The sequence below is a fragment of the Silicimonas algicola genome (genome assembly GCF_003148765.1).
Lineage (GTDB): Bacteria > Pseudomonadota > Alphaproteobacteria > Rhodobacterales > Rhodobacteraceae > Silicimonas > Silicimonas algicola.
The window spans coordinates 230,434-254,992 of record NZ_QGGV01000001.1 but is presented as its reverse complement, the minus strand read 5'-3'; the positions used below and the strand labels follow the sequence as shown (position 1 = coordinate 254,992).

Annotated in this window: 28 protein-coding genes; 13 read left to right on the top strand and 15 right to left on the bottom strand. The window is 65.1% G+C overall.

The window, feature by feature from the left end:
- The first annotated feature begins 101 nt into the window (after positions 1-101).
- From rimM to C8D95_RS01175, 13 genes are all read left to right on the top strand, one after another.
- Positions 102-608: a ribosome maturation factor RimM gene (gene rimM, locus C8D95_RS01235; RefSeq protein WP_109757326.1), complete on the top strand. Its 507-nt coding sequence runs from the start codon at positions 102-104 to the stop codon at positions 606-608.
- Between the two features lie 100 nt (positions 609-708).
- Positions 709-1,890, top strand: coding sequence for an ABC transporter substrate-binding protein (locus tag C8D95_RS01230; protein ID WP_109757325.1), 1,182 nt, complete (start codon positions 709-711; stop codon positions 1,888-1,890).
- Positions 1,891-1,956: 66 nt separating this feature from the next.
- A complete protein-coding gene (locus tag C8D95_RS01225) occupies positions 1,957-2,745 on the top strand; it encodes an ABC transporter ATP-binding protein (RefSeq protein WP_109757324.1) in 789 nt (262 codons plus the stop codon).
- A complete protein-coding gene (locus C8D95_RS01220; RefSeq protein ID WP_109757323.1) occupies positions 2,742-2,996 on the top strand; it encodes a hypothetical protein in 255 nt (84 codons plus the stop codon). Before C8D95_RS01225 ends, C8D95_RS01220 begins: the two co-directional genes overlap by 4 nt.
- On the top strand, positions 2,993-3,706 hold the full coding sequence (locus tag C8D95_RS01215) for an ABC transporter ATP-binding protein (RefSeq protein WP_109757921.1): 714 nt from the start codon (positions 2,993-2,995) through the stop codon (positions 3,704-3,706). Before C8D95_RS01220 ends, C8D95_RS01215 begins: the two co-directional genes overlap by 4 nt.
- 125 nt (positions 3,707-3,831) lie before the next feature.
- Positions 3,832-4,227 (top strand): hypothetical protein, encoded by a 396-nt coding sequence (locus C8D95_RS01210; RefSeq protein ID WP_109757322.1) that lies wholly within the window; start codon positions 3,832-3,834, stop codon positions 4,225-4,227.
- Positions 4,228-4,275: 48 nt separating this feature from the next.
- Positions 4,276-5,283: a branched-chain amino acid ABC transporter permease gene (locus C8D95_RS01205; RefSeq protein WP_109757321.1), complete on the top strand. Its 1,008-nt coding sequence runs from the start codon at positions 4,276-4,278 to the stop codon at positions 5,281-5,283.
- Positions 5,280-6,584: a branched-chain amino acid ABC transporter permease gene (locus C8D95_RS01200; RefSeq protein WP_109757320.1), complete on the top strand. Its 1,305-nt coding sequence runs from the start codon at positions 5,280-5,282 to the stop codon at positions 6,582-6,584. The genes C8D95_RS01205 and C8D95_RS01200 overlap by 4 nt, the downstream gene beginning before the upstream one ends.
- Positions 6,581-7,180 (top strand): nucleotidyltransferase family protein, encoded by a 600-nt coding sequence (locus C8D95_RS01195; protein ID WP_109757319.1) that lies wholly within the window; start codon positions 6,581-6,583, stop codon positions 7,178-7,180. The genes C8D95_RS01200 and C8D95_RS01195 overlap by 4 nt, the downstream gene beginning before the upstream one ends.
- Positions 7,181-7,229: 49 nt before the next feature.
- Positions 7,230-8,120: a PfkB family carbohydrate kinase gene (locus C8D95_RS01190; protein WP_109757920.1), complete on the top strand. Its 891-nt coding sequence runs from the start codon at positions 7,230-7,232 to the stop codon at positions 8,118-8,120.
- Positions 8,117-9,052 carry a pseudouridine-5'-phosphate glycosidase gene (locus C8D95_RS01185; RefSeq protein WP_109757318.1) on the top strand — a complete coding sequence of 312 codons (936 nt, stop codon included), beginning with the start codon at positions 8,117-8,119 and terminating at the stop codon, positions 9,050-9,052. Before C8D95_RS01190 ends, C8D95_RS01185 begins: the two co-directional genes overlap by 4 nt.
- Before the next feature lie 57 nt (positions 9,053-9,109).
- The gene (locus C8D95_RS01180; protein ID WP_109757317.1) at positions 9,110-9,829 is read left to right on the top strand and encodes a DUF502 domain-containing protein; all 720 of its coding nucleotides are present in this window, start codon (positions 9,110-9,112) and stop codon (positions 9,827-9,829) included.
- A gap of 303 nt (positions 9,830-10,132) precedes the next feature.
- Positions 10,133-10,351: a hypothetical protein gene (locus C8D95_RS01175; RefSeq protein WP_338143047.1), complete on the top strand. Its 219-nt coding sequence runs from the start codon at positions 10,133-10,135 to the stop codon at positions 10,349-10,351.
- A gap of 62 nt (positions 10,352-10,413) precedes the next feature.
- Here the strand turns inward: C8D95_RS01175 and C8D95_RS01170 are convergent, their stop codons facing one another.
- The 15 genes from C8D95_RS01170 to C8D95_RS01100 form a co-directional block, all read right to left on the bottom strand.
- Positions 10,414-11,187 carry a 3-hydroxybutyrate dehydrogenase gene (locus C8D95_RS01170; RefSeq protein ID WP_109757316.1) on the bottom strand — a complete coding sequence of 258 codons (774 nt, stop codon included), beginning with the start codon at positions 11,185-11,187 and terminating at the stop codon, positions 10,414-10,416.
- Between the two features lie 79 nt (positions 11,188-11,266).
- Complete coding sequence (locus C8D95_RS01165; RefSeq protein WP_109757315.1) at positions 11,267-11,782, bottom strand: glutathione peroxidase; 516 nt, start codon at positions 11,780-11,782, stop codon at positions 11,267-11,269.
- Positions 11,783-11,894: 112 nt separating this feature from the next.
- Positions 11,895-12,116, bottom strand: coding sequence for a 50S ribosomal protein L31 (gene rpmE, locus C8D95_RS01160; RefSeq protein WP_109757314.1), 222 nt, complete (start codon positions 12,114-12,116; stop codon positions 11,895-11,897).
- Positions 12,117-12,127: 11 nt separating this feature from the next.
- On the bottom strand, positions 12,128-12,511 hold the full coding sequence (gene rplS / locus C8D95_RS01155; protein WP_109757313.1) for a 50S ribosomal protein L19: 384 nt from the start codon (positions 12,509-12,511) through the stop codon (positions 12,128-12,130).
- A 210-nt stretch (positions 12,512-12,721) separates the two neighbouring features.
- Positions 12,722-13,525, bottom strand: coding sequence for a tRNA (guanosine(37)-N1)-methyltransferase TrmD (gene trmD / locus C8D95_RS01150; protein ID WP_109757312.1), 804 nt, complete (start codon positions 13,523-13,525; stop codon positions 12,722-12,724).
- 80 nt (positions 13,526-13,605) lie between these two features.
- Positions 13,606-14,964, bottom strand: a complete 1,359-nt coding sequence (locus C8D95_RS01145) for a S41 family peptidase (RefSeq protein WP_109757311.1) — start codon at positions 14,962-14,964, stop codon at positions 13,606-13,608.
- 2 nt (positions 14,965-14,966) lie between these two features.
- Positions 14,967-16,082, bottom strand: coding sequence for a murein hydrolase activator EnvC family protein (locus tag C8D95_RS01140; RefSeq protein ID WP_109757310.1), 1,116 nt, complete (start codon positions 16,080-16,082; stop codon positions 14,967-14,969).
- Entirely contained in the window at positions 16,079-17,599 is a 1,521-nt protein-coding gene (gene gpmI / locus C8D95_RS01135) for a 2,3-bisphosphoglycerate-independent phosphoglycerate mutase (protein ID WP_109757309.1), read from the bottom strand. The genes C8D95_RS01140 and gpmI overlap by 4 nt, the downstream gene beginning before the upstream one ends.
- 56 nt (positions 17,600-17,655) lie before the next feature.
- Positions 17,656-18,660 (bottom strand): ligase-associated DNA damage response exonuclease, encoded by a 1,005-nt coding sequence (locus C8D95_RS01130; RefSeq protein ID WP_109757308.1) that lies wholly within the window; start codon positions 18,658-18,660, stop codon positions 17,656-17,658.
- Positions 18,657-19,649, bottom strand: a complete 993-nt coding sequence (locus tag C8D95_RS01125) for a molybdopterin-binding protein (RefSeq protein ID WP_109757307.1) — start codon at positions 19,647-19,649, stop codon at positions 18,657-18,659. The genes C8D95_RS01130 and C8D95_RS01125 overlap by 4 nt, the downstream gene beginning before the upstream one ends.
- A complete protein-coding gene (locus tag C8D95_RS01120; RefSeq protein ID WP_109757306.1) occupies positions 19,646-20,650 on the bottom strand; it encodes an XdhC family protein in 1,005 nt (334 codons plus the stop codon). The genes C8D95_RS01125 and C8D95_RS01120 overlap by 4 nt, the downstream gene beginning before the upstream one ends.
- 207 nt (positions 20,651-20,857) lie before the next feature.
- Positions 20,858-21,238: a hypothetical protein gene (locus C8D95_RS01115; RefSeq protein ID WP_146202973.1), complete on the bottom strand. Its 381-nt coding sequence runs from the start codon at positions 21,236-21,238 to the stop codon at positions 20,858-20,860.
- A 192-nt stretch (positions 21,239-21,430) separates the two neighbouring features.
- Complete coding sequence (gene panB / locus C8D95_RS01110; RefSeq protein ID WP_109757304.1) at positions 21,431-22,240, bottom strand: 3-methyl-2-oxobutanoate hydroxymethyltransferase; 810 nt, start codon at positions 22,238-22,240, stop codon at positions 21,431-21,433.
- Positions 22,237-23,082, bottom strand: coding sequence for a pantoate--beta-alanine ligase (gene panC / locus C8D95_RS01105; RefSeq protein WP_109757303.1), 846 nt, complete (start codon positions 23,080-23,082; stop codon positions 22,237-22,239). Before panC ends, panB begins: the two co-directional genes overlap by 4 nt.
- Before the next feature lie 45 nt (positions 23,083-23,127).
- Positions 23,128-24,477, bottom strand: a complete 1,350-nt coding sequence (locus C8D95_RS01100) for a C13 family peptidase (RefSeq protein WP_109757302.1) — start codon at positions 24,475-24,477, stop codon at positions 23,128-23,130.
- Between the last annotated feature and the right edge of the window lie 82 nt (positions 24,478-24,559).

Below are 24,559 nucleotides of genomic sequence, written 5' to 3'. Positions count from 1 at the left end.
AATCTCATCCTTGGCTTCCGTGGCGGACGGGCGGCGGTCGCCCGCCCGTCGCGCCTTGCCCTTGGGACATTGACGCCCGACGAAGGGCGCGAGGCCACGAGATGAGCGAGACGGTTTGCGTGGGCGCGATAGCCGGCTCCTTCGGCGTTCGCGGCGAGGTGAGGCTCAAGAGCTTCTGCGCCGAGCCCGAGGCTATCGCGACCTATGGACCGCTGTCGTCCGAGGACGGCAAAGCGTCCTGGGCTGTCACCCTCGCCCGTCCCGTGAAGGGTGGCTTCGCGGCCAGGCTGACCGGCGTGACGACGAAAGAGGCGGCAGACACCCTGCGCGGTGTCCGTCTCTACGCCCCCCGAGACAGGCTTCCCGCCCTGCCGGACGACGAATTCTACCACGCCGACCTCATCGACCTTGCCGTGTTCGACACGGGCGGAGTCGAAATCGGCCGCGTGCGCGCCGTTCTGAACCACGGCGCGGGCGACCTTCTTGAGATCCAGGTACCCGGACAGAAGGCGCCCGTTCTTCTGCCGTTCACGCGCGAGGTGGTGCCGACCGTCGATCTGGGCGCCGGACGGCTGGTGGCCGATCCTCCGGAAGGCCTCATGGAATAGCGTTTGCCCCACTCGACTGCCTCAACGCCGGGCTTTTCAATCGAAATTCCCCGTTCTAGGCTGCCTGCCAGGACATGTGGTCCAACAGGGAGTTAACAATATGAAAAAGTTTCTTCTGGCTACGGCGGCGACAGCGCTCTGCGCGGGCGCGGCCCAGGCCGAGGACATAAAGCTGGGTATCATCCTCGGCTTCACGGGCCCGCTCGAATCCATCACGCCCGACATGGCGTCCGGCGCGGAACTTGCGATGAAGGAAGTGACTGACTCGGGCGCGCTGCTCGACGGGTCCACCGTTACGCCCATCCGCGCGGACTCGACCTGCATCGACGCCGCCGCCGCGACGTCCGCGGCCGAGCGGCTGATCACGTCGGACCGGGTCAGTGCGCTCGTCGGCGCAGACTGCTCCGGCGTCACCGGCGCGATCCTGTCGAACGTGGCCGTGCCGAACGGGATCGTGATGATCTCGCCCTCCGCTACCTCGCCGGGCCTCTCCACCGCCGAAGACAACGACCTGTTCTTCCGCACGGCGCCGTCCGATGCACGCCAGGGCCAGGTCATCAGCGACATTCTCACCGACCTCGGCTACAAGAGCGCTGCGGTGTCCTACGTCAACAACGACTACGGCAAGGGTCTGGCGGATGCTTTCGAGGCGTCCTTCAAGGAGGCTGGCGGCGAGATCACGATCAACGCCGCGCACGAGGACCAGAAGGCGGACTATGCGGCCGAGGTCGGCGCCCTTGCGGCTGCCGGCGGTGACATCCTCGTCGTCGCGGGCTATGTCGACGGCGGCGGTTCGGGCGTCACTCGCGCGGCCATCGACGCCGGCGCGTTCGACGTCTTCCACTTCCCGGACGGGATGACGGGTCAGGCTCTGGTCGACCGCTTCGGCGCCGAGCTCGACGGTTCGACCGCCGACGTTCCGGGCACCGACAGCCCCGGCTCGCAGATGTACATCGACATGGTCGGCGACAGCTTCAACCCGACCGGTCCGTTCTCGCCCGAAAGCTATGACGCGGCAGCACTCATCATGCTGGCGATGCAGGCCGCCGGGTCGTCGAACTCGGCCGACCTCAAGGCAAAGGTGATGGACGTCGCGAACGCTCCCGGAGAAGAGATCTTTCCGGGCGAACTTGCGAAGGGTCTTCAGATCCTCGCAGAGGGTGGCGACATCGATTACGTCGGGGCCTCTGCCGTCGAGCTGATCGGTCCGGGCGAAAGCGCCGGCAACTATCGCGAGATCAAGTACGAAGGCGGCAAGGAAGTCACCGCCCAGTATCGCTGACAACACGATCCGGCCCGGGGCAACGACCCCGGGCCGGGCACCATCGGGGCAGGACATGGGACGGGGATGATCCGGGTCGAGAACCTCCACAAGCACTTCGGCGGCTTCCATGCCGTGGACGGCGCGTCTCTGGAGATCGCACAGGGGTCCATCACCGGCCTGATCGGTCCGAACGGCGCGGGCAAGACCACCCTCTTCAATGTCATCGCGGGGCGGCTTCCGCCCACATCGGGGCGCGTCTTCATGGCAGGCGAGGACATCACCGGTCTGCCGCCGCACGATCTCTTTCATCGCGGACTTTTGCGCACCTTCCAGATCGCACACGAATTCTCGTCCATGACCGTCCGCGAGAATCTGATGATGGTTCCCGGGGGCCAGTCCGGCGAGACGATCTGGAACGCCTGGATCGGACGCCAACGCATCCTCGAGGAAGAGCGCGAACTACAGGCCAAGGCCGACGAGGTGCTGGAATTTCTGACCATCGACCATCTGAAGGACGAGAAGGCCGGCAACCTGTCCGGCGGACAGAAGAAGCTTCTGGAGCTTGGTCGGACCATGATGGTCGACGCGAAGATCGTCTTCCTCGACGAGGTCGGCGCAGGCGTGAACCGGACGCTTCTGAATACCATCGGCGACGCCATCGTGCGGCTGAATCGCGAGCGCGGATACACATTCTGCGTGATCGAACACGACATGGATTTCATCGCGCGCCTCTGCGATCCGGTCATTGTGATGGCCGAAGGTCGCGTCCTGGCGGAAGGCACCATCGACCAGATCAAGTCCAATGAGCAGGTCATCGAGGCCTATCTTGGCACCGGACTGAAGAACAAGGACGCGGCCGGGGTGTCCGCGTGACGGTCGCACGGGATCTTTTCCTGGTCTGGCACGGTGCAAATGCTGTCGACGTGACGCTCGACGAGCCGAACCATTCGCTCAAGCCCAATCTTCTCCTCATCCGAACGACGCGCACGCGCTCGAAGCTCTACCACTCGATCAAGCGACAGTTGCCGGACGGGACGGCTCTTCTGGTGGCACCGCTTGCGGATGCGCCGAAGTTCAAGGGCATGGCGCCGGGATCGCTCACATGGCTGGAGCGCGGCGCATGAGCCTCCCCTTCCTGATCGGAGAGCAGATGACGGGAGGGTATGGCCGGGGCGCCGACATCCTGCACGTCTGCACCATCGCCGTCGACGAGGGTCAGATCGCTGTGATCGTGGGACCGAACGGTGCCGGCAAGTCGACGGCGATGAAGGCGGTCTTCGGGATGCTGAACCTGCGCGAAGGCTCGGTGCGGCTGGATGGCGAGGACATAACTCATCTCAGCCCGCAGGACCGGGTCGCGAAAGGCATGGCCTTCGTGCCGCAGACGTCGAACATCTTCACGTCGATGACGGTCGAGGAGAACCTCGAGATGGGCGCCTTCCTTCGGCGCGATGATATTCGGGGCACGATGGCTCAGGTCTATGACCTGTTTCCGATCCTGAAGGAAAAGCGGCGTCAGGCGGCGGGAGAGCTTTCCGGCGGTCAGCGTCAGCAGGTCGCTGTCGGACGCGCGCTGATGACGCGTCCTCGTGTCCTGATGCTGGACGAACCGACGGCAGGGGTAAGCCCGATCGTCATGGACGAATTATTCGACCGCATCATCGAAGTGGCGCGGAGCGGGATCTCGATCCTCATGGTCGAGCAGAACGCGCGCCAGGCGCTCGCCATCGCGGACAAGGGATATGTGCTGGTGCAGGGGGCGAATGCCTTCACCGACACCGGCAAGGCACTTCTGGCGGACCCCGAGGTCCGCCAGTCGTTCCTGGGCGGCTGACGCCCGGGAGTCAGGGAGACCCGGGAGAACCCGGGCACGTCGAGCACCGGACCGGACCCAAAAGTGGCCGGCCGGACAATTGGGACCGCGGCACGGGACGGCCGCGCAAATTGGGAGTACGGACAATGCTGAATGCATTGGTTCTTATGCTTTTGACAGGGCCCTTACAGGCGGGGCAACCGGAGGCAATACAGTGCGAGTTTCCGGGCAATACCGATACCGAACAGGCAATCCTGGTCAGCGTGGCGCCACAGCCCTCGCTGCGGGATCGCCCCGGACTTTTCCGGGTGCAGATGGAGATGAACGGCGTCTATACGATGGCCGCCTCGGTCCAGCCGATCAGCGGTACCGACGAACGGGACGTGATGATCCGAACCAGTACCGGCGGTTCGACTCTTGCGATCGGATTGAGGGACGACGGGCGCGCAGCCCTGAGCCTGAAGGCATCGAGTGGCGATGCCACTCGGACGGGTGACTGCCGGGGCTATGACCGCTATCTGCGGAGATGGCTGAGGCTCTGACCGCGACAGGACGACAAGCGCGGGCCGGACCCGCGGACGAGGAGTGACATGGACCTGCTGAACGCGCTCGTCGCGCTTCTGAACTTCGTCATTGTGCCTGCCGTGGCCTACGGCAGCCAGCTTGCGCTCGGCGCCCTCGGGGTTACGCTGATCTATGGCATCCTGAGGTTCTCGAACTTTGCGCACGGCGACACCATGGCGTTCGGCGCCATGGCGACCATCCTCGTGACATGGTGGCTTCAGGGCCTGGGCGTATCGCTCGGGCCCCTGCCGACGGCCCTCCTGGCCCTGCCCTTCGGGATCGCGTTTACCGCGCTTCTGGTCCTGGTCACGGATCGACTGGTCTACAGGTTCTACAGGGAGCAAAAGGCGGCGCCCGTCATCCTCGTTATCGTCAGCATGGGCGTCATGTTCATCACGAACGGCCTCGTGCGCTTCATCATCGGCGTCGACGACCAACAGTTCGACGATGGCGCCCGCTTCCTCATCTCGGCCCGTGACTTCAAGGAGATGACAGGGCTACAGGAAGGTCTGGCGGTCAAGTCGACCGCGATGCTGACCGTCGTCGTCGCCATCATCGTGGTCGTCGCGCTGTTCTGGTTCCTGAACCGGACGCGGACCGGCAAGTCCATGCGTGCATTCTCCGACAACGAGGATCTCGCACTTCTGTCAGGTATCGACCCCGAGCGCGTCGTGAGAATCACCTGGATCATCGTCGCGGCGCTGGCCACTATCGCCGGCGCTCTCTACGGCCTCGACAAGGGCTTCAAGCCCTTCACCTATTTCCAGCTCTTGCTACCGATCTTCGCCGCCGCCATCGTGGGCGGCCTCGGCAGTCCTCTGGGAGCCATTGCCGGCGGGTTCGTCATCGCCTTTTCGGAAGTTACGATCACCTACGCCTGGAAGAAGGTCGTGGGGTACGTCGTGCCGTGGTGGGAGCCTGAAGGCCTCGTTCAACTGCTCTCGACGGACTACAAGTTCGCGGTGTCGTTTGCGATCCTCGTGATCGTGCTGCTGTTCCGCCCGACGGGTCTCTTCAAGGGGAAATCGGTATGAGCCTGACATCCCGCGATGCTCTTCTCTTCCTCGGCGTCTTCATCCTGATCGCGGCGACGGGAGTCACGCAAAGCTGGAACGTCGCGCTCGGCATCCTGAACATGGGCCTCGTCTCGGCGATCATGGCGCTTGGGGTCAACATGCAGTGGGGGTACGCCGGCCTCTTCAACGTCGGCATAATGGGCTTCGTGGCCTTGGGCGGGCTCGGCGCGGTTGTGGTGTCCATGCCCCCGGTCAACGAGGCCTGGGCGGCTGGAGGACTGCGGATCGTGGGAGGCCTCGCCCTCGGGCTTGCCACCATCGTCGCGGCGGCGCTCGCCTGGAAGAGATTGCCGGCAGGCGCGCTCCGCGCGCTGGTCATGGTCGCGATCCTGATTGCGGGCTTTTTCGTCTTCCGCGAGGTCTTCGACCCCGGCGTGGCGGCGGTCGAGTCGGTGAACCCGGCGTCGACCGGCTATCTGGGTGGGCTCGGGCTGCCTGTGCTGTTGGCCTGGCCTGTCGGCGCCCTGCTGGCTGCGGGTGCGGCCTGGGCCGTGGGCAAGACCGCGCTCGGCCTACGGTCGGACTACCTCGCCATCGCGACGCTCGGCATCGCCGAGATCATCATCGCGATGATGAAGAACGAAGACTGGCTGGCCCGCGGCGTGAAGAACGTCATCGGCATCCCTCGTCCCGTGCCCTACGAGATCAACCTTCAGCAGGATCCGTCCTTCGTCGAGAGGGTCAACGCCTGGGGCTTCGACCCGGTCACCGCCTCCTCGATCATGGTCAAGCTCCTCTATATGAGCCTCTTCCTTTCCGTCCTCCTGTTCCTCCTTTGGCTCGCACAGTCCGCGCTCCATTCGCCCTGGGGCCGGATGATGCGGGCGATCCGCGACAACGAGGTCGCGGCCGAGGCTATGGGCAAGGACGTCACTGCACGGCACCTGCAGGTCTTCGTCCTTGGTTCGGCGGTCTGCGGGCTTGCCGGCGCAATGATGGCGACGCTCGACGGCCAGCTGACACCCGGCACCTACCAACCCCTGCGCTTCACCTTCCTGATCTGGGTGATGGTCATCGTGGGCGGATCGGGCAACAACTTCGGCGCGGTCCTGGGCGGGCTTCTGATCTGGTATCTGTGGATCATGGTCGAACCCTTCGGCCTGATCCTCCTACAGGGTGTGACGGCGGGGATGGCCGACGGGTCGCCGCTCAAGGCGCATCTGATCGACAGCGCGGCGCACATGCGGCTTCTGACCATGGGCATCATCCTTCTGCTGGTCCTTCGGTTCAGTCCACGCGGCCTGATCCCGGAACGGTGAGCCCTCTCGTCGTCATACCTGCCGCGGGCGCCTCGGCACGGATGCGGGGCGGTGACAAGCTTCTGGAAACGATCGAGGGCGAGGCGCTGCTTCGCCGGCAGGCGGTTGCAGCGACGGCGACGGGATGCGCCGTGGCCGTGACGCTGCCGCCCGGCCCGTCGGCCCGCCGCGCCTGTCTTGGGGACGTCCCGGTGGCGATCGTCGATGTGCCCGACCACAAGGAAGGGATGTCTGCTTCGCTTCGGCGGGCGGCGGGGCTTCTCGTGGACGGACAGGCGCTGGCGGTGCTTCTACCTGACGTGCCAGGGATCGGCGCGGGAGAGCTGATCGAGGTTCTCCAACGCTTCAGGTCCTTCGACGGGGACCGCGTCGTTCGGGGCGGCACGGTTCTCGACGCTCGGCCGGGCACGCCTCTCTTCCTGCCGCACCGTGTCGCACGTCGGTTTCTTGACCTCGCGGGAGACGACGGAGGTCGCCAAGCGCTGGCGGGCGAGGCGGTTGAGTTCGTCCGCTTTCCCGACGACCGGGCCGTGCGCGATCTCGACACGCCAGAGGACTGGGCGGCGTGGCGTGCAGAGACAGGGATTGCCGAATGACGCCGAAGCACGCTTGCCTCGGTGCCGCCTTCGCGCCAAACCCGCGCACATGATGGGCGGCGAAATTCTTTGCATCGGTTCGGTCCTCTGGGACGTGATCGGACGATCCGGCGCCGTGATGCGGCTGGGCTCGGACGTTCCCGGCAGGATCACGCGGTTGCCGGGCGGCGTCGCGATGAACGTGGCGATGACGCTGCGCAGGTTCGGGATGCGGCCCCTGCTCCTGACTGCCGTCGGACGCGACGAAGCGGGGGACGAGTTGGTCGCCGCAGCCGAACGGCTGGGACTGGTGACGGACCACCTCTATCGCTCGGAGGATCTGCCCACGGACATCTACATGGCCGTCGAGGGCGCGAACGGCCTGATTGCGGCGATTGCGGACGCTCACTCGCTTGAGGCTGCCGGAGACAAGATCTTGCGCCCGCTTTCGGACGGACGACTGGGTTCGGCAGCAGAGCCATATACCGGACCGGTGGCGCTGGACGGCAACTTGACCGAGGCTCTACTGGCCGAGATTGCGGAAAGCCCCCTTTTCGCCCGTTGCGACCTGCGCGTCGCTCCCGCATCGCCCGGCAAGGCTGAACGGTTGCTGCCGCTTCTGCCGGTGCCGGCGGTGACGCTCTACGTCAATCTCGAGGAGGCGGGCCTTCTCTGTCACCGAAGCTTCGAGGACGCGCCCTCGGCGGCTTCAGGGCTTCTCGACAGGGGCGCGGCGCGGGCTCTGGTGACGGATGGAGGGCGCACCGCCGCGCTTGCCACATCCGACAGCGTTCTGACCGCGGAACCTCCGCAGGTCCTCGTCACGCGCGTGACGGGCGCCGGCGATACATTCATGGCCGCTCATATCGCCGCCGAGGCACGCGGTGAAACGGGAGAGACCGCGCTTGCCACGGCTCTGGCCGCCGCGGCCGCGCATGTCGCCGGAGATGTTGCCACATGACCGATTTCCTGGATATCGATCCCGAGGTTGCGCAAGCGCTGAAGGACAAACGACCGGTCGTCGCTCTCGAATCGACCATAATCACGCACGGAATGCCTTTCCCCCGCAACGTCGAGACCGCGCGCGCTGTAGAGACCGCTGTCCGGGATGCAGGGGCGGTGCCTGCCACGATCGCCATTCTCGACGGCGTTCTGAAGGTGGGTCTGGGTGACACCGATCTCGACCGCCTTGCGCAAGAGAAAGACGTGGCGAAGCTGTCCCGGGCGGACCTTGCCGCAGGTGTTGCCTCAGGGCGTCCCGGCGCCACGACGGTCGCCGCCACGATGATCGCGGCTCATCTTGCAGGCATCGAGGTTTTTGCGACGGGCGGTATCGGCGGTGTCCACATGGGCGCCGAGACGACGTTCGACATCTCGGCCGACTTGCGCGAACTGTCGATGACCCCCGTCGCGGTGATTGCCGCAGGTGCGAAGGCGATCCTCGACATCCCGAAGACGCTGGAGGTGCTCGAAACGCTCGGCGTCCCGGTCATCACCCTGGGCCAGGACGACTTTCCCGCCTTCTGGTCGCGCTCTTCAGGTCTGCCTTCGCCTTTGAGAATGGAGTCGGCCTTGGACGTCGCGCGGGCCATCGTCGCCCGTCGAACTCTCGGTTTGGCCGGCGGTCACCTGATCGCCAACCCCATCCCCGTCGATGCCGAGATCGCCGCCGCCGATCTGCAGCCGGTCATCGCGCAGGCAATGCGGGAAGCCGGCGACCGAAGGATTTCCGCGAAGGCGGTCACGCCCTTTCTCCTGCAGCGCATCTTCGAACTGACATCCGGCCGTTCGCTCGACGCGAACATTGCGCTTGTGCTGAACAACGCACGCTGCGCCGCCCGGATCGCTGCCGAGCTTGTCCGGCTCGACAGAAACGAAGGATTTCGACACTAGCCGTTGTGACAGACTGCGTCGCCGCCTAGGGTGGCCCGTACCATCTTGGACCGAGGCATGAGCAAGGGATTCGACGACGAGGTGACGCGCCGGCGCCGCACCATCTTCGGATGGCTGAGGAATTCGTTCCTCACGGGACTCGTCGTGATCGCTCCGATCGGTCTGACGCTCTGGCTGATCTGGACCATGGCGGGTTGGGTCGACAGTTGGGTCCTTCCCTTCGTTCCCGTCTGGCTGCGGCCGGACCAGTACGTCGGCCTGAACATCCGGGGCGTCGGAGTCTTCGTCTTCCTCATCTTCACGATCGTGATCGGGTGGATGGCGAAGGGCATCATCGGCAAGTCTCTCATCAGGTGGGCCGAAAGCCTGGTCCAGAACCTTCCCGTCGTGCGATCGGTCTACAAGGGTCTCAAGCAGATCGCCGAAACCGTCTTCGCCCAGTCCGAGACGTCGTTCGACAAGTGCTGCCTCGTGGAGTATCCGCGCCCGGGCATCTGGGCCATCGGCTTCATCTCCACCTCGGCAAAAGGCGAGATCCTGCGCCGACTGCCCAGTGAAGACGACGTGGCGACCGTCTTTCTGCCGACCACGCCAAACCCGACCTCGGGCTTCCTTCTCTTCGTGCCGCGGCGCGATCTGATCGAGCTCGACATGACGGTCGAGGATGCAGCGAAGCTCGTGATTTCCGCCGGTCTCGTCTACCCGGACAGCACCCTATCGAGGCCCACTCCGATCGGTGAAGTCCGACCGCCGGCGGCGCGCGCCGGGTCGTCCTGACCCATACCGAAGCATTCTTGCCGCATGTCGTAGCGGAAATGCCACGCTCCCCCGAGGTCTTGTAGCGCCAGCAGGAAACCGCTCTATACTTGCGCTTGGGGGCTGCTCATCCGCATTGTCATTCGATTGGCGTGCAGGCGCAGTCCTGTCCGGCAGCGCCTTGGCCTGTCACGCGATGCCGAAGCACCGGCTGCCCCGTCGGAGGCTTCAGGAAGCGCCCGTCTCAAGGGGCGAGCGTCGGTATGGGGTAACATGTCCGATCGGTCAAAGAAGGCCGGCGGCGTAGCAAAGAGAGACGGTAAAGTGAAATTCAAGTCCACAGCCCTGATCGTAGCCATGTGCTTCTCGGTCGCCGCGGCACCGGTCTTCGCTGGCGGAATGGCGGAGCCCGTGATGGAACCCGAAGTGATCGCCGAAGAATCGTCTTCTTCCGGCGGTTTCATCATTCCACTCCTGCTGCTTGCCATCATCGTCGCGATCGCGACGGCCGATGACGGCGGCACGTCTGGCGAAGTGTTCTGAGCGAAGGTCGATACCTCGCTCGCGGACGGCGGCCCCACACGGGCCGCCGTTTTTGTTTCCGGCTACTGGGAGGTCCAGCCGCCGTCAGCGGAGATCGTCGTTCCCGTCACCTGCGCTGCCGCATCCGAGCAGAGGAACAGCGCGATCCCCGCGATCTGCTCGACTGTCACGAATTCCTTCGAAGGCTGCTTGAGCAGGATAACCTTCTCGATCGCCTCATCTTCGCTGATCCCATACTCGCGAGCCGTGTCCGGGATCTGCGCTTCGACGAGGGGTGTCAGGACGTAGCCGGGACATATGGCGTTTGCCGTGATCGCCTCGCGAGCCGTTTCCAGCGCCACCACCTTCGTCATACCCACCACGCCATGCTTGGCTGTGACGTATGCCGATTTGAACGGGCTCGCCCTCAGGCCATGAGCCGAAGCCACGTTGACGACCCGGCCCCATCCCGCCTTGCGCATCAGGGGAAGGGCCGCAGCCGTGGTGTGGAAGGCCGAGTTCATGTTGATCGCAATGACCCGGTTCCAGGCATCCACTGGAAACTCATCTATCGGAGAGACGACCTGAATGCCGGCGTTGTTCACTAGGATGTCGCATGCGCCCGACTGGCGGATCAGATCGCGGCAGGCCTGGCCGTCCGCCATGTCGGCGGCGATGTACCGGACCTCGACGCCGTGGTCCCTCGAGATTTCGGCGGCCAGCGCATGATCCTCATCCCGGTCGGTGAAAGAGTTCAGAACGACGCTCGCCCCTTGTTCCGCAAGGGCCCGAGCAATGCCGAGGCCGATGCCGGAGTTGGAACCCGTGATGACGGCGGTCTTGCCGGACAACGACATTGGACGATCCTTTCGCTTGTGCAGAAATCATAATGCACGCGCAAGATAACGCCACGCCGTTTGGAGGCCAGCGACAATCTCAGCCGCCGAGCGCGCTCTCGATGGCGGTGGTGATCGCGCGAGAGCCGGGCTTCTCGATCGATCCCCAGGTGCCCAGTATTCTGCCGTCGGGACCAACAAGCACCTTGTTGAAGTTCCATGAGGGAACGAACCCGGTCTGTTCCTCCACGTGGCGATAGAAGGGATGCATATCGCTTCCCCTGACATGGCTGATCGTGGTCATCGGAAAATCGAGGTCGAAGTTCAACTCGCAGAAGTCCTTCACCTCGGACTCCGAAGACAACTCCTGCCTGAAGTCGTCGGAGGGGATCGCAAGCACGACCAGACCGTCGTCCTTGTAGCGATCATAGACCTCCTGCAACCCCGCATACTGGGGCGTGAACCCGCACAGCGACGCGGTGTTGACGACCAGCATGGGGCGACCCGCCCATTCGGCGGTGTCGTATGTGCCACCGTCGATGCTGTCGAAGACGAAGGTTTCTGCAGCAAGAGGTGTGACGATCAAAGTGGCGATAAGCGTGACGAGGGTGCGCATCTTTTTTTCTCCCTACCTATCTACGAGCCGGGACGTGCTTCGGTTTCCTCGGCCTGAACGAAAGACGCCGCCCTCTCGGGCGGCGTTGATGTGTCTCTCGGGCAGTGCCGGTTCAGAAACCGAGACCCTCGTACTTCTTCTTGAACTTCGACACGCGCCCACCGGTGTCCATAAGGCGGGTGCCGCCGCCGGTCCAGGCGGGGTGGACCGAGGGGTCGATGTCGAGCGACAGCTGGTCGCCTTCCGAGCCCCAGGTCGAGCGCATCTTGACGACTTCGCCGCTGACGAGCTTGACGTCGATGTTGTGGTAATCGGGATGAATGTCTTTTTTCATGGATCCGCTCCTCAGGCCTCGGCGCCGTCGAGCGGCTTGTAGTTGGTGACCTCGGCGATCCGGGCCGACTTGCCGCGGCGCGTGCGGAGGTAATACAGCTTGGCGCGACGGACACGGCCGCGGCGCACGACGGTGATGCTGTCGATGTTGGTCGAGTGCAGCGGGAAGACCCGCTCGACGCCCTCGCCGAAGGAAATCTTGCGGACGGTGAACGATCCGGCGATGCCCTTGCCATTCTTGCGGCTGATGCAGACGCCTTCGTAGTTCTGCACGCGCGCACGCGTGCCCTCCGTCACCTTGTAACCGACACGCAGGGTGTCGCCCGGCTTGAAATCCGGGATCTCTTTGCCGAGGGCCGCAACCTGCTCGGCTTCCAGTTGTGCGATCAGGTTCATCTGACCAACTCCTATCTACGCTCCGGGTATGTCCCGGAAGTTGTTGCGCCCCAGAGCTCCGATCTGTTGTGAGGGCCGGTCATGGCGGCCTTCGGAGGGTTCGGGTCCCCGTTCGCTTGTCGTGACTCCACAGGCCACAGGTCCACTGGCCGATTCAGCCGCGAACTCGCGCCGTATAGGGTCGGCGGCGCGGCGGATCAAGTGGAAAGGTCAGCCGCGCTCGGCCTCGCGACGCACGATCAGGTCAGGACGACGTTCCCGGGTCAGGCGCAGGGCCTCCTCACGGCGCCAGCGGGCGACGGCCGCGTGGTCGCCGGAGGTCAGCACCTCGGGAATCGTCCGCCCTTCCCATTCGGAGGGCCGCGTGTACTGGGGATGCTCCAGAAGCCCGTCCGAGAAGCTTTCCTCCTCGGTCGAGGCCGAATTCCCGAGAACGCCTGGAAGAAGGCGCACGGTCGCGTCGATAACCGCCTCGGCGGCGATCTCGCCTCCGGTCATCACGAAGTCGCCAAGCGAGATCTCCTCGATCCCGAAGTGCTCGATCACGCGTTCATCGAGCCCTTCGAACCGGCCGCAGATCAGGGTCAGGCCTTCCGTCACGGCGAAGCGGCGCGCGGTCGCCTGGTCGAACGGCCGGCCGCGCGGGCTGAGATAGACGAGAGGCCACCGCGCCCTGTCGGTCGGGGCATCGCGCATGGCGAAGCGGATCGCGCGACCCATGACATCGGCCCGCAGAACCATACCGGCCCCACCTCCGGCCGGGGTGTCGTCTACGTTGCGGTGACGACCCTCGCCGAAAGTGCGCAGGTCGATCGGATCCAGCACCCAAAGGCCTTGGTCTAGTGCCTTGCCGGTTAGAGACAGACCAGGGATGCCGGGAAAGGCGTCAGGGACGAGGGTGATGACCTTGACGGTCCACGCGCCCTTGAGACGCGGTCGATCGGACATGAGGTCTCGCGGCGCGGAGGTGGCATTGATGGCGAGGCGGCCGTGGGATTTGGAAGGTGCGGACATGATGGCGCTCTAGCGCACGTCCGTTGGCCCGGCAAGCGCGCCAGAGGGCGGGGAGGAGGCGACCCTCCTCCCCGTGTTCGTCAATTTGCCTCGCGCGCCAGAGCGGCGGCATATTCCGGCCCGAGGGCCGCAAGGCCCTTGAGGATGTCGATGGCGTAGGCCAGCTGATAATCCTCGACGCGCAGTTCCGCAGCCTTGTCGGCGGCGGCGCGCTCTTCCTCGACCTGACGGCGTTCGTCATCGGTGAGGCTGTCGTTCGATAGCGACCCGCGCAGTTCAGCCTCGGACCGGGCGCCGCGATCGGGCGCTTCGTCCTCGGTCGTTTCCGGAGGCGGCGGCTGTTGCACGACGATGTCAGGCGAAACGCCGAGAGCCTGGATCGAGCGGCCCGAGGGCGTGTAGTATCGAGCGGTCGTCAGGCGCATCGCGCCATCGCTCCGAAGCGGCATTACGGTCTGGACCGAGCCCTTACCGAACGACTTGGTGCCGATGACGATGGCGCGCCGGTGATCCTGGAGCGCGCCCGCCACGATCTCCGAGGCCGACGCTGATCCGCCGTTGATCAGGACGACGAGCGGCTTGCCCTCGGCCAGATCCCCAGCCTCGGCATTGAAGCGGTCGCCGTCCTGAGGTTCGCGGCCGCGTGTCGAGACGATCTCTCCCGCGTCGAGGAAGGCATCCGAGACGCGCACAGCCTGGGTGAGAAGCCCGCCGGGGTTGTTCCGCAGATCGAGAACGAAGCCGTTCACGTTCTCCATCCCGCCCAGTTCCTCGACCTTTTCCGCAAGCTGGTCGCGCATCGTCGGGAACGTCTGGTCCGAGAAGGTGGTGAGGCGCAGAACGACCGTCTCGCCCTCGATGCGCGAACGGACGGCGGTCAGCTTGATGGTGTCGCGGATCAGCGAGACGTCGAATGGCTCGGCTTCTCCCTCGCGCACGATGGTAATGATGATCTCGCTTCCAACGGGCCCGCGCATGAGGTCCACGGCCTGATCGAGCGTCAGACCCAGCACGCTTTCACCGTCCACATGCGTGATGAAGTCGCCGGAGATGATTCCCGCGTCGCTGGCAGGCGTGTCGTCCATCGGAGAGACGACCTTGACGAAGCCTTCTTCCTGCGTGACCTCGATGCCGAGACCGCCGAACTCGCCCCGCGTCTGGACGCGCATGTCGGCGGCGTCGTCGGGCGACAGGTACGACGAGTGCGGATCGAGCGAAGTGAGCATACCGTTGATGGCCGCCTCGATCAGATCCTCTTCGTCGACTTCCTCGACGTACTGGGAACGGATCCGCTCGAAGATGTCGCCGAAGAGGTCGAGCTGCTCGTAGACGCTGGCCTTCTTGTCAGCCTCCTGAGCCAGAAGGGGCCCCGCGACCTGAGTGGTGATGACCGCGCCGAACATGACCCCGGTCACCGATGCCAGAAGAAACTTTTTCATGCCTAGTCCTTACCTCCGCCCGTCCAGGGCATACCCGCCGGATCTACCGGGGTCCTTCCCTGTCTTATCTCCAAATAAAGCGTCTCGCCTCCGAAAACGCCACCGTATCCGCCCACGTCGTTCAATTTCTCTTGTGCGGTGAGAGAGGTCGTCCCCATCAGGCCGATCGGTTCGCCGATGGAAACGGTCTGCCCGCGACGCACGAAGGTGCTTGCGAGCCCTGCAAGGATCACGAGCGATCCGGGGTTCGGTTCGAGGATCGCGACCCTGCCCTGGCCGGGAACGTCGCCGGCAAAGCGCACCGACGCTGGAACGGGTGCGGTGACCAGGGCTTCGTCCGGCGTCGAGAGAATCCAACCGGGCCTGCGGACTCCCGCGGCGTCCGCCTCATCGTACTTGCGAAGCACCTCGCCCGTGACCGGCAAGGACCATGCACCGTCGGTGACCCAGCCCTCGGGGCCTTTGTCGGGCATCAGGCTGTCTGCGAAGGCAGCGAGCGTTTCGGCGCTGTTGACGAGCGCTTCGATGGCCGCGTCATCTGTCGAGACGCTATCCGGCAAGTCGCCACGGGCGGCGATGGCCTCGGAAAGACGCAGCCGTGCGGTGCGGATGCCGTCCGAGCCCGCCTCGAGCGTTGCGATGCCCGACCTTTGAAGACTGACGAGCGTCTTGAGATCTGTGAGATCGACCCTGAGGGTATCGACCCGATCATTGAGAGACGGAACGAATGCGGCGGCGAGAGTGCCGGCCCGGATCGTCTGAAGAGCTCCGCCCGGATGAATCAGGGTCTCGGTCTGCGCCTGCCTGGAGGTTGTGGCCAGAAGCGAGAGCAGCGTCGTCAGTTCGCCCTCGTTCGTCTCGAGGACCGTGCGAATCTCGCGTTCGCGTAGTTCGGCCCGGCGCAGGCCCTCGCGCATGGCGCCGAGACCTGCCTCATAGGCGCGAACGGTGCGCGTCAGGGCGGCCACCCGATCGGCGGCGTCGGACGCTTCGGTCAGTTGAACGGCAGCCTCGTCGAGTTGGCGCGCCGCGTCGCGCGCCAGATCCGCGGCCTCGTCGGACCAGGCAGGTTGCCAGGCGACTGCCAGTGCAGCGAGTAGACCCGCGATCCGTTTCATCGGCGGATCAGGCTCCGCCCGGTCATCTCTGCGGGCTGCAGAAGTCCCATCATCTCGAGGATCGTGGGCGCTATGTCGGCCAGACGACCGTCGTTCAGTCCCGACGCCTGCGGATAGCCGACGACAGCGACGGGAACGAGGTTCGTGGTATGCGCCGTGTGCGGCCCGCCCGTGTCGGGGTCGATCATGGTTTCGCAGTTGCCATGATCGGCCGTCAGGACAAGCGCGCCCCCGACGTCCTGCAGAGCCTCGACCATGCGCGCAAGACCTTCGTCGACCGCCTCGCAGGCGTGGATGGCGGCATCGAGGTCACCCGTGTGACCGACCATGTCGGGGTTGGCATAGTTGACGACGATCAGGTCGTAGTCGGCCCGGATCGCCTCGACCAGCCTGTCAGTTACTTCATCCGCCGACATCTCGGGCTTGAGGTCGTAGGTCGCCACGTCCGGCGACTTGGGCATGACGCGATCTTCGCCGGGTTCGGGATCCTCCCTGCCGCCGTTCAGGAAGAACGTGACGTGAGGATACTTCTCGGTCTCGGCCAAGCGGAACTGGCGAAGACCCTTGGACGCGACCCAGGCGCCGAGCGTGTTGACGATGTCCTCTTTGGGAAAGACCGTCTGCATGTAGGCGTTGTGCTGGTCGGAATACTCCGCCATCCCCAGCATTGCCGAAAGCTTGGGCCGCGGACCCGTCTCGAAGGCTGTGAAATCGGGCGCGCCGATGGCCGCAAGGATCTCGCGCGCGCGATCTGCGCGGAAGTTGACGAAGAAGATCCCGTCGCCGTCCTTCATGCCCTGATAGTCGTCAAGCACCGCCGGCTCGATGAACTCATCACTCACGCCCGCCTCATAGGAGGCGCGCGCCACGTCGGGCGCGTTCAGAGCCGGTGTGCCTTCGCCTCGGACGATCAGGTCGAACGCCTTCTGGACGCGCGGCCAGCGGTTGTCCCGGTCCATCGCAAAATACCGGCCGATCACCGTGGCGATGCGGACACCGTCGGGCAGGTCCGTCTCAAGCGTCGCCAATTGCCCGGCGGCAGAACGGGGCGGTACATCGCGGCCATCGGTGATGGCGTGGACCACGACGGGCAGGCCCCGGTCGGACATCGCCTTTGCGGCCGCCGCGATGTGCCGCTGGTGAGAATGCACGCCGCCCGGCGAGGCGAGACCAGCCAGGTGGACTGTGCCGCCTGCCGCCTTCACGGTGTCTGCGAAGGCCGTCAGCGCCGGCCGATCGAAGAAGCTGCCGTCCTCGATGGACAGGTCGATCTGACCCAGGTCCATCGCGACCACACGGCCCGCGCCGATGTTCGTATGTCCGACCTCGGAATTGCCCATCTGGCCCTTCGGAAGGCCGACATCAGGGCCGAAGGTGACGAGTGTCGCCTTAGGGCTCGTCGCCATGATCCGGTCGTAGGCGGGCGTGCGGGCGAGAAGGGGCGCGTTGCCCTCACGGTCGTCGCGCAGGCCCCATCCGTCCAGGATGCAGAGAACCACAGGTTTGGGTGTGCCCATTTCCGCCTCGCCGTTTTACCCTGACATAACCTGACGGGAGAGGATTGGGAACCGCCTCAGGCTTCTGGATCGTCGTCGTCGCCGCCAAACTCGGTCTGAACGATGCCGGCTTCGTAACCCTGATCCTCGAGCCAGCGCCGGAAAATCGAGGTGTAGCCATGGGTGACGAAGACGCGCTCGGCCCCTGTTGCTGCGATGGCTGAGTTCAATCCGGCCCAGTCCGCGTGGTCGGACATGATGAAACCCCGATCGGCGGCGCGACGCCTGCGGACACCGCGAAGTGCCATCCAGCCGCTGGCGAAGGCGGTCGATGCCGGGCGAAAGCGGGCGGCCCAGGACGAGCCGAGGGCAGAGGGCGGCGCGAGGACGAACGCTCCGGGGTAGTCCTTAGCCTTGGTCTCGGGCGTCACGCGGATGGTCTGGGGGAAGTCGAAGCCTTGGTCCCGCAGAACCTGGGTCGTTCCCTCGACCGCCCCATGCGTGAGGATCGGTCCGATGGACGGGTCCAGCGCCGCGAGGATGCGTTGCGCCTTTCCCAAGGAGTAGGCGCCACAGATCGACGCCCTGCCCTCGGCGGCGTTCGAGGCCCACCAGGCGTTGACCTCATCCGTGACCGCTGCGGGTTCCGCCCACGTGAAGACCGGCAAGCCAAACGTGCATTCCGAGATGAACGTGTGGCAGCGGACCGGCTCGAAGGGTTCCGACACGCCGTCCTGGACAACCTTGTAGTCGCCAGAGACGACCCAGACCTCGCCGCCGACCTCGACCCTGATCTGCGCCGAGCCGGGAACGTGCCCCGCGGGATGAAAGCTGAAGCGAGCCTCGCCGATGCTGAACGTCTCGCCATAGCGCACCGTGTCGAGGCGGATGTCGCCGAGGCGATAGCGCATCACCGGAGCCGCGGTCTCGGTGGCGATGTAGCGGCCCATCCCGTCGCGGGCGTGGTCAGCGTGTCCGTGAGTGATGAGGGCCTTTTCCACCGACCGCCAAGGATCGATATGGACGCCAGCGGCGGGACAGTAGATGCCCCTCTCGGTGAAGGTCAGGACAGGCGCATTCATCGCTTGGGCTGGCGGGGCTGCGGTCGTCCGGGCATTTCCTTCAGCAATCCTCCGACCCCCATCCGCGCGATCCCGTCGCCATCGACCGGAATCCCGGCCGAGATGCGTTCGAGCACCCAGTCGACGCCGTTCAACGCCGGAGATCGTGCACAACCCGGCAGGCCCACGACAGGTGTGCCCTTCAACTCGCCGAGGAAAAGCAGGTTCCCGGGGTCGACTGGCATACCGAACCGGTCAATGCGGCCACCCGCCCTCACGACGGCCGCGGGGGCCACGTCGGCGCGGTCGGACGTCGCAGACGCGCCGAGGATCAGAATGAGATCGGCCGAGGGATCGAGTGCCGCTGCAACTTCGGATTCCTCGTGCTCGGTGATGCGGCTCTCGGCGAGGTTATAATTCAAGGCCTCGACGCGAGTCCGGACGACATCCTCGCCTTTCTTCAGCAGGCTTTCCTTGAAGCCGTCGGTTCGGGTCAGGATCAACTGCGCGCGCCCGCCCGCGAAGGGGTGAAGCCGGATCGGTTGCCGACCGAGCGCGTCCTTCCCGGCGGAGACCACGGCTGCGGGAAGACAGTAGGGGATCACCTTCACGGTCGCCACAAGCTGGCCCGCGTCGACGCGCAACAGGTCCGGCAACGTCGCCAGGGTGAGCCCTTCGTCGACTGCGTTGAAGTCGGCAATGGCCCAGGCGTCGACTTCGACGACACCCGGTGCCGCGGCCTCGAGGTTGACGCGCCCGGTAAAGACGGGACCGAGGGTCAGGCCGGGGGCGGCAAGTGCCGTTCCGATGATCTTCGCTGCTTCGTCTTCCGGCAGATCGTCGGGGTCGAGGCGGGCCGCAATGACGGAAGCGTAGCCGGACTTTCGCAAGCGCTCGACCCCGTCGGCGTCCAGCACCGTGCCTTTGCGCAGGCGCTTGCCGTCGGCCTCCAGCGAATGAGCGAGGATTGCCCCCTCCGCGTCTTGCAGGTCGACCGGGCCGAACCTCACGGACGCCGCCCGGGACGCGTCTCGGGACGCCGCAGCCGCTCGGTCATTTCGGCCATGATGGACACGGCGATCTCGGCAGGGGAGCTGGCGCCGATGTCCAGACCCACGGGGGCGTCGATCCGGGCGATTGTCTCGGTGTCGAACCCGGCTTCGGTCAAGGCGGCGACCCGCTTGGCATGTGTGCGGGAGGACCCCAGGGCGCCGATGTAGAACGCCTCGGATCCCAGTGCGACTTCGAGAGCGGGCGTGTCGATCTTGGGATCGTGGCTGAGGGTCACCACGGCGGTCCGGGTGTCGAGCCCGTATGCCGCCAGCGCCTCGTCGGTCCATCCGTCGAGGAAAGTCTCGCCGGGAAAGCGCGACGAGCTGGCGAAGCTGTCGCGGGGGTCCGACAGAACCACGTCGTAGCCGGACATCCGGGCCATCTCGACAAGCGGCTGCGCGATGTGGACCGCCCCCACCATGACGAGACGGAGAGGGGGATTGTGAACCCCTTGGAAGACGTCCCCCTCGCGCTGCGAGCGGTCGGTACGGAAGCGCTGTTCGAGGGTCTGGTCGGACGGGTCGCGATCAAGGAGGCGGCGCTCCCAGGTCGAGAGGTTCACCTCCCAGACCACAGGACGTCGCGCACGCCGCGCGGAGACGAGCGCGCGCAACTCCTCAACCGAGGGCCCCTCTCCGACGCTGACGGGCTCGACAAGCACGGCGATCTGGCCCCCGCAGGCAAGTCCGACCTCGAAGGCGCTTTCATCGGACACTCCGAACTCGAGCAGACGGCAGGTTCCGTCTCGCATCGCCTCGGTCGCCTCGAAGATCACGGCGGATTCGACGCAACCGCCCGAGACGGACCCCATGAACTCCATGTCCGCATCGATGACGAGCTGCGATCCGACGGGGCGCGGCGCCGATCCCCATGTGCTGACGACGGTCGCGAGCGCCACGCTGCGGCCAGCCTCGGCCCAGTCGAGGGCAAGCTCGGGGATGTTGTCGTGAGACGTCATGGTGTGGCACCTCCGACCCTCAGACTAGCAGGGCAACAGACCCTTCGCATTACACATAAAGACCTATGATCCGCCATAAATCGGACCGAATTCCGAGTGATTGTTTCCAATGTAGGCGCCCTAGTCCGGCGTCTCATCTTCCTCCCTGACTGACTGGCCGTCTCTTCGAGGCGGCCTTTTTTTCAGCGGGAGACCGGCTTGCGCGGTCTACCGGGCGATGGCCAGAAGCGGTGCGCCGAAGTCTTTCAGCAGGCTCGGAAGATCGATCATCTCGATCATTTCGATCTTCAGCGGTCCCTCCACCTCGCGCAGGAAGTAGCGGAAGCGGCTTTCGTCCAGGGAATCGCCCGCCGCGTCGAAGTAGCTTGCGGTGACATGAGCCACATGCCGGCCTTCGCGGTCGAGCGACACCGCGTTCAGCTTCAACCTGCGGCCATGCATTCCCGCCCGCGCCAATTCTTCGCCATACGCCAGCGCAATCGAAGCGAGTTGCTCTTGCGTGTCGACGGCGATGATCCTGCCGACCACGAAGATGATCGTGGGAAAGAAGAAACGCTCACTGACGCCTGCGTAGTCGCCGTAAGACATGTCGGCGGACAGATCGTCAAGGAACGAAGAAATCGTTTCGTACATCCGTGAGATTCCGAACAAGGAGGGCGGCAGACGGCCGGTGCCAAACGAACGCGCGGACAATCCGCTCGAAATATCGCAGAGCCGTTCGGGTTCAAGATCCCGGATTGTGACGGCATCGCCTTGTAAGGGCGACAGAGCGCACGACCTTTATCGGTAGACTTCATCGTCGGAGGGGAAAGTTCGGGCTTTTACCTCTTCGGCGTAGGTGGCGACGGCGCTTTCAATCTGGTTCAGAAGGTCGCCGTAAACTTTCACGAACTTCGGCGGGCGCGGGTTCAATCCCAGCATGTCCTCGAGCACGAGGATCTGCCCGTCGCATTCCACCGACGCGCCTATGCCTATCGTCGGGATGTCGATCTGCTTGGTGATGCGCGCGGCGAGACGCTCGACCATCCCTTCCAGCACGACCGAGAAGGCACCGGCGTCGGCCACGGCTTTCGCGTCATCCTCGTGAGCCGCCCAGGTGTCCTCGTCGCGGCCCTGCGTCTTGAACCCGCCCATGACGTGGCTCGACTGCGGCGTCAGGCCCGTGTGCGCCATCACCGGAATGCCGCGCTCGACGAGGAAGTGAATCGTCTCGGCCATGCGCTTGCCGCCTTCCAGCTTCACCGCGCCACAGCCCGTTTCCTTCATGATCTTCGCAGCGTTGCGGAACGCCCTGTTGGGGCTTTCCTCGTAGGTGCCGAAGGGCATGTCGACGACGATCAGCGCCTGCTTCGTCCCGCGAACGACCGCGCGCCCGTGCATGATCATCAGGTCCAGTGGAACACCGACGGTTGTCTCCATTCCGTGCATCACCATCCCGAGGCTGTCGCCCACGAGGATGAAGTCTGCATACTTGTCGACGATGGCCGCGGTGTGCGCATGGTAGGAGGTCAGCGACACTATCGGTACACCGCCCTTGCGTGCGGCGATCTGAGGAACGGTCGTGCGGCGGACGGCTTTCTGAACGCTCATGGAGCGATCTCCCTCTGGTCAATGAGCAGGACATCCCCGAACTGGACGGAGATCATGATGCCGACCGTCGCGGTCGGTCGGCCCGAAGCCACCTCGAACGTGGCTGCGTCTACGATGTCGAGGCCCTGAAGCGTCGCGCGCGGCTCGCTGTCGATGACGCGACGGATCTCATCCGCCATTTCCTCGACCGTCGCGCCTTGCGCGGCAATGGACCGGGCGGCGTCCAGTGCGGCGTTCAGGACCGGGGCGGCGCGACGATCCTCGGGCGTGAGACGGACGTTGCGCGACGACATTGCAAGCCCGTCCGTCTCGCGCACCGTAGGTACGCCCACGATACGCAGCGGCATGTGAAGATCGGCAACCATGCGGCGGATCACGGCGAGCTGCTGGTAATCCTTCTCGCCGAAATAGGCGGCATCGGGCTGTGCGATATTGAAGAGTTTCGTGACGACCGTCGCGACACCTCTGAAATGACCCGGCCTCACCTTACCATGAAAGACATGGGCGAGCTTCGTCGTCTCGACGATGGTCTCGTCACCTTCGGGATAGATCTCCTCGACCGACGGGAGGAGGACGGCATCGACGCCCGCCTCTTCGAACATCGCGAGGTCGGCTTCCTCGGTCCGGGGGTACTTCAGAAGGTCGGCCGGGTTGCCGAACTGTGTCGGGTTCACGAAGATCGTCGTCACGACACGGGCGTTCTCTGCCTTCGCCGCCGCTACGAGCGCCATGTGACCGTCGTGAAGCGCACCCATTGTGGTCACGAGACCCACAGTCTCGCCGGAAGCGCGAAAGCGCGCGATCTCGCTCCGGTAGTCGGCGATGGCACGGCAGACCTTCATGGGCGGATGCTTACCCGGCGGGCGCGCCGGTCTCAAGCGCGGGCGTCACGGCTGAAGCGTCGCCAGCCAGCGGTCGAGCGCCGCGCCGATGGATGCGCCCTCGGCGATCTGGGGTTGCGACGCGTCATAGCCTTCTCGGGCCTCATTCTCGGCGACGATATCCTGCGCGATGCGGGCGGCCTCGCGCGGGTCGAAACTCTCGGCCAGTCCCTCTTGGAAGAAGGCGCGGCCCCAGTCGGTCCACTCGTTTTCGGCGGCGCAACCGAACGAGGCCCGGTCTGCGCGGGCCGCCGTCAGGATCAGCCTGTTCGAGGCACGAAGGGCCTCGACGAAAGAGCCTGAGTAGCAGGCCGACACTACGATGACGGCGTTTGGGATGCGCGCCTCATCCAGGATGCGGGCAAGGTCTCCGGTCTGCAGGTCTCGGGATATCGCGCCGTTGAACCAGGTCGAAAGGAGACCGGGCGCACCGTGGCTTGTGATGAAGAGAAGGAGGATGTCCTCCTCGTTCATAGCCCGTCCGACCGAGAAGAGCGCTGTGGCAAGGTTCGTACGGTTCAGGAGCGGCAGCGCCGCGGGCGTTGCGGCATCGTTCACGAGTCGGATGACGCGGCCTTCGGCGCCGAAGTCGGTGGCAAGCTGATCTGCGACCGCATCCACCTCGCGGGCAAAGACGCCTTCGTAGGGGTGACCGGCGCCCAGAACGGCGAATAGCTCGGGCACACCCGCCTGCCCGGAGCGCAGTGCGGCGGTCTGTTGGCGGAGGAGGTCGGGCTGAGCGGCGTAAAGCGCTTCGGTGTCGGGCACGGGCGGGGCTTCGCTCGCAACTTCCTCGTCATTTGTCCACAGGGGCACCCCGGCCCATTCGAGCGTGACGAGGCCGACCGACACGACGAAGGCCAGAGCCGCAATGCCTCCGGTCACCGGGCCGAGGGTCGCAAGAAGAAAGAGGACCGCGGGCAACATCGACGGCAGCGCATAGCCGATGATCCAGCCAAGCCAGCCGTCAGGTGGGATCACGAAGCCCGCGACGAACGCCAAGACGAGGCCGATCGTCAGCGCCCACAACAGCCCCACGGCAAGGTCGGGAACCACTTCGCCGCGCCTCGCCGCGACGGCGACGAGCAGTGCGGCCAGAACATGAAACACCACGCCTCCGGCGAAGCCCCGCATCTCCCAGTAAGTCAGCGATCCAGGCGAGACGAGGATGACATAGACCAGAGCCTCGATGGCGATCAGCACGACGAAGGCTACCAGCGCGTCAGTCGAGCCCGCGTGGACCGGACGCGTGTCGGCGCCGGGCAAGATGCGGCGGATCACCGTCGAAAGGTTCTCGACCGATCGGGCCAGAAGGCCGCCGGAAAGTACCTCCGATGTGCCCGAGGGCTCACTCACGGCGGCCTCCTCGGGGGGGCGCTTTCGGCCTTGGTGTGGGAACGGTGCGGCAGCGGGTCGTTCATTCCGGGCATGCTTACGT

Excerpts from the sequence above, each read along its gene's own strand:
- rimM (WP_109757326.1), top strand. The coding sequence starts at position 102 with ATGAGCGAGACGGTTTGCGTGGGCGCGATAGCCGGCTCCTTCGGCGTT.
- C8D95_RS01230 (WP_109757325.1), top strand. The coding sequence starts at position 709 with ATGAAAAAGTTTCTTCTGGCTACGGCGGCGACAGCGCTCTGCGCGGGC.
- C8D95_RS01225 (WP_109757324.1), top strand. The coding sequence starts at position 1,957 with ATGATCCGGGTCGAGAACCTCCACAAGCACTTCGGCGGCTTCCATGCC.
- C8D95_RS01215 (WP_109757921.1), top strand. The coding sequence starts at position 2,993 with ATGAGCCTCCCCTTCCTGATCGGAGAGCAGATGACGGGAGGGTATGGC.
- C8D95_RS01210 (WP_109757322.1), top strand. The coding sequence starts at position 3,832 with ATGCTGAATGCATTGGTTCTTATGCTTTTGACAGGGCCCTTACAGGCG.
- C8D95_RS01205 (WP_109757321.1), top strand. The coding sequence starts at position 4,276 with ATGGACCTGCTGAACGCGCTCGTCGCGCTTCTGAACTTCGTCATTGTG.
- C8D95_RS01200 (WP_109757320.1), top strand. The coding sequence starts at position 5,280 with ATGAGCCTGACATCCCGCGATGCTCTTCTCTTCCTCGGCGTCTTCATC.
- C8D95_RS01190 (WP_109757920.1), top strand. The coding sequence starts at position 7,230 with ATGATGGGCGGCGAAATTCTTTGCATCGGTTCGGTCCTCTGGGACGTG.
- C8D95_RS01185 (WP_109757318.1), top strand. The coding sequence starts at position 8,117 with ATGACCGATTTCCTGGATATCGATCCCGAGGTTGCGCAAGCGCTGAAG.
- C8D95_RS01180 (WP_109757317.1), top strand. The coding sequence starts at position 9,110 with ATGAGCAAGGGATTCGACGACGAGGTGACGCGCCGGCGCCGCACCATC.
- C8D95_RS01170 (WP_109757316.1), bottom strand. The coding sequence starts at position 11,187 with ATGTCGTTGTCCGGCAAGACCGCCGTCATCACGGGTTCCAACTCCGGC.
- C8D95_RS01165 (WP_109757315.1), bottom strand. The coding sequence starts at position 11,782 with ATGCGCACCCTCGTCACGCTTATCGCCACTTTGATCGTCACACCTCTT.
- rpmE (WP_109757314.1), bottom strand. The coding sequence starts at position 12,116 with ATGAAAAAAGACATTCATCCCGATTACCACAACATCGACGTCAAGCTC.
- rplS (WP_109757313.1), bottom strand. The coding sequence starts at position 12,511 with ATGAACCTGATCGCACAACTGGAAGCCGAGCAGGTTGCGGCCCTCGGC.
- trmD (WP_109757312.1), bottom strand. The coding sequence starts at position 13,525 with ATGTCCGCACCTTCCAAATCCCACGGCCGCCTCGCCATCAATGCCACC.
- C8D95_RS01145 (WP_109757311.1), bottom strand. The coding sequence starts at position 14,964 with ATGAAAAAGTTTCTTCTGGCATCGGTGACCGGGGTCATGTTCGGCGCG.
- C8D95_RS01140 (WP_109757310.1), bottom strand. The coding sequence starts at position 16,082 with ATGAAACGGATCGCGGGTCTACTCGCTGCACTGGCAGTCGCCTGGCAA.
- gpmI (WP_109757309.1), bottom strand. The coding sequence starts at position 17,599 with ATGGGCACACCCAAACCTGTGGTTCTCTGCATCCTGGACGGATGGGGC.
- C8D95_RS01130 (WP_109757308.1), bottom strand. The coding sequence starts at position 18,660 with ATGAATGCGCCTGTCCTGACCTTCACCGAGAGGGGCATCTACTGTCCC.
- C8D95_RS01120 (WP_109757306.1), bottom strand. The coding sequence starts at position 20,650 with ATGACGTCTCACGACAACATCCCCGAGCTTGCCCTCGACTGGGCCGAG.
- C8D95_RS01115 (WP_146202973.1), bottom strand. The coding sequence starts at position 21,238 with ATGTCTTACGGCGACTACGCAGGCGTCAGTGAGCGTTTCTTCTTTCCC.
- panB (WP_109757304.1), bottom strand. The coding sequence starts at position 22,240 with ATGAGCGTTCAGAAAGCCGTCCGCCGCACGACCGTTCCTCAGATCGCC.
- panC (WP_109757303.1), bottom strand. The coding sequence starts at position 23,082 with ATGAAGGTCTGCCGTGCCATCGCCGACTACCGGAGCGAGATCGCGCGC.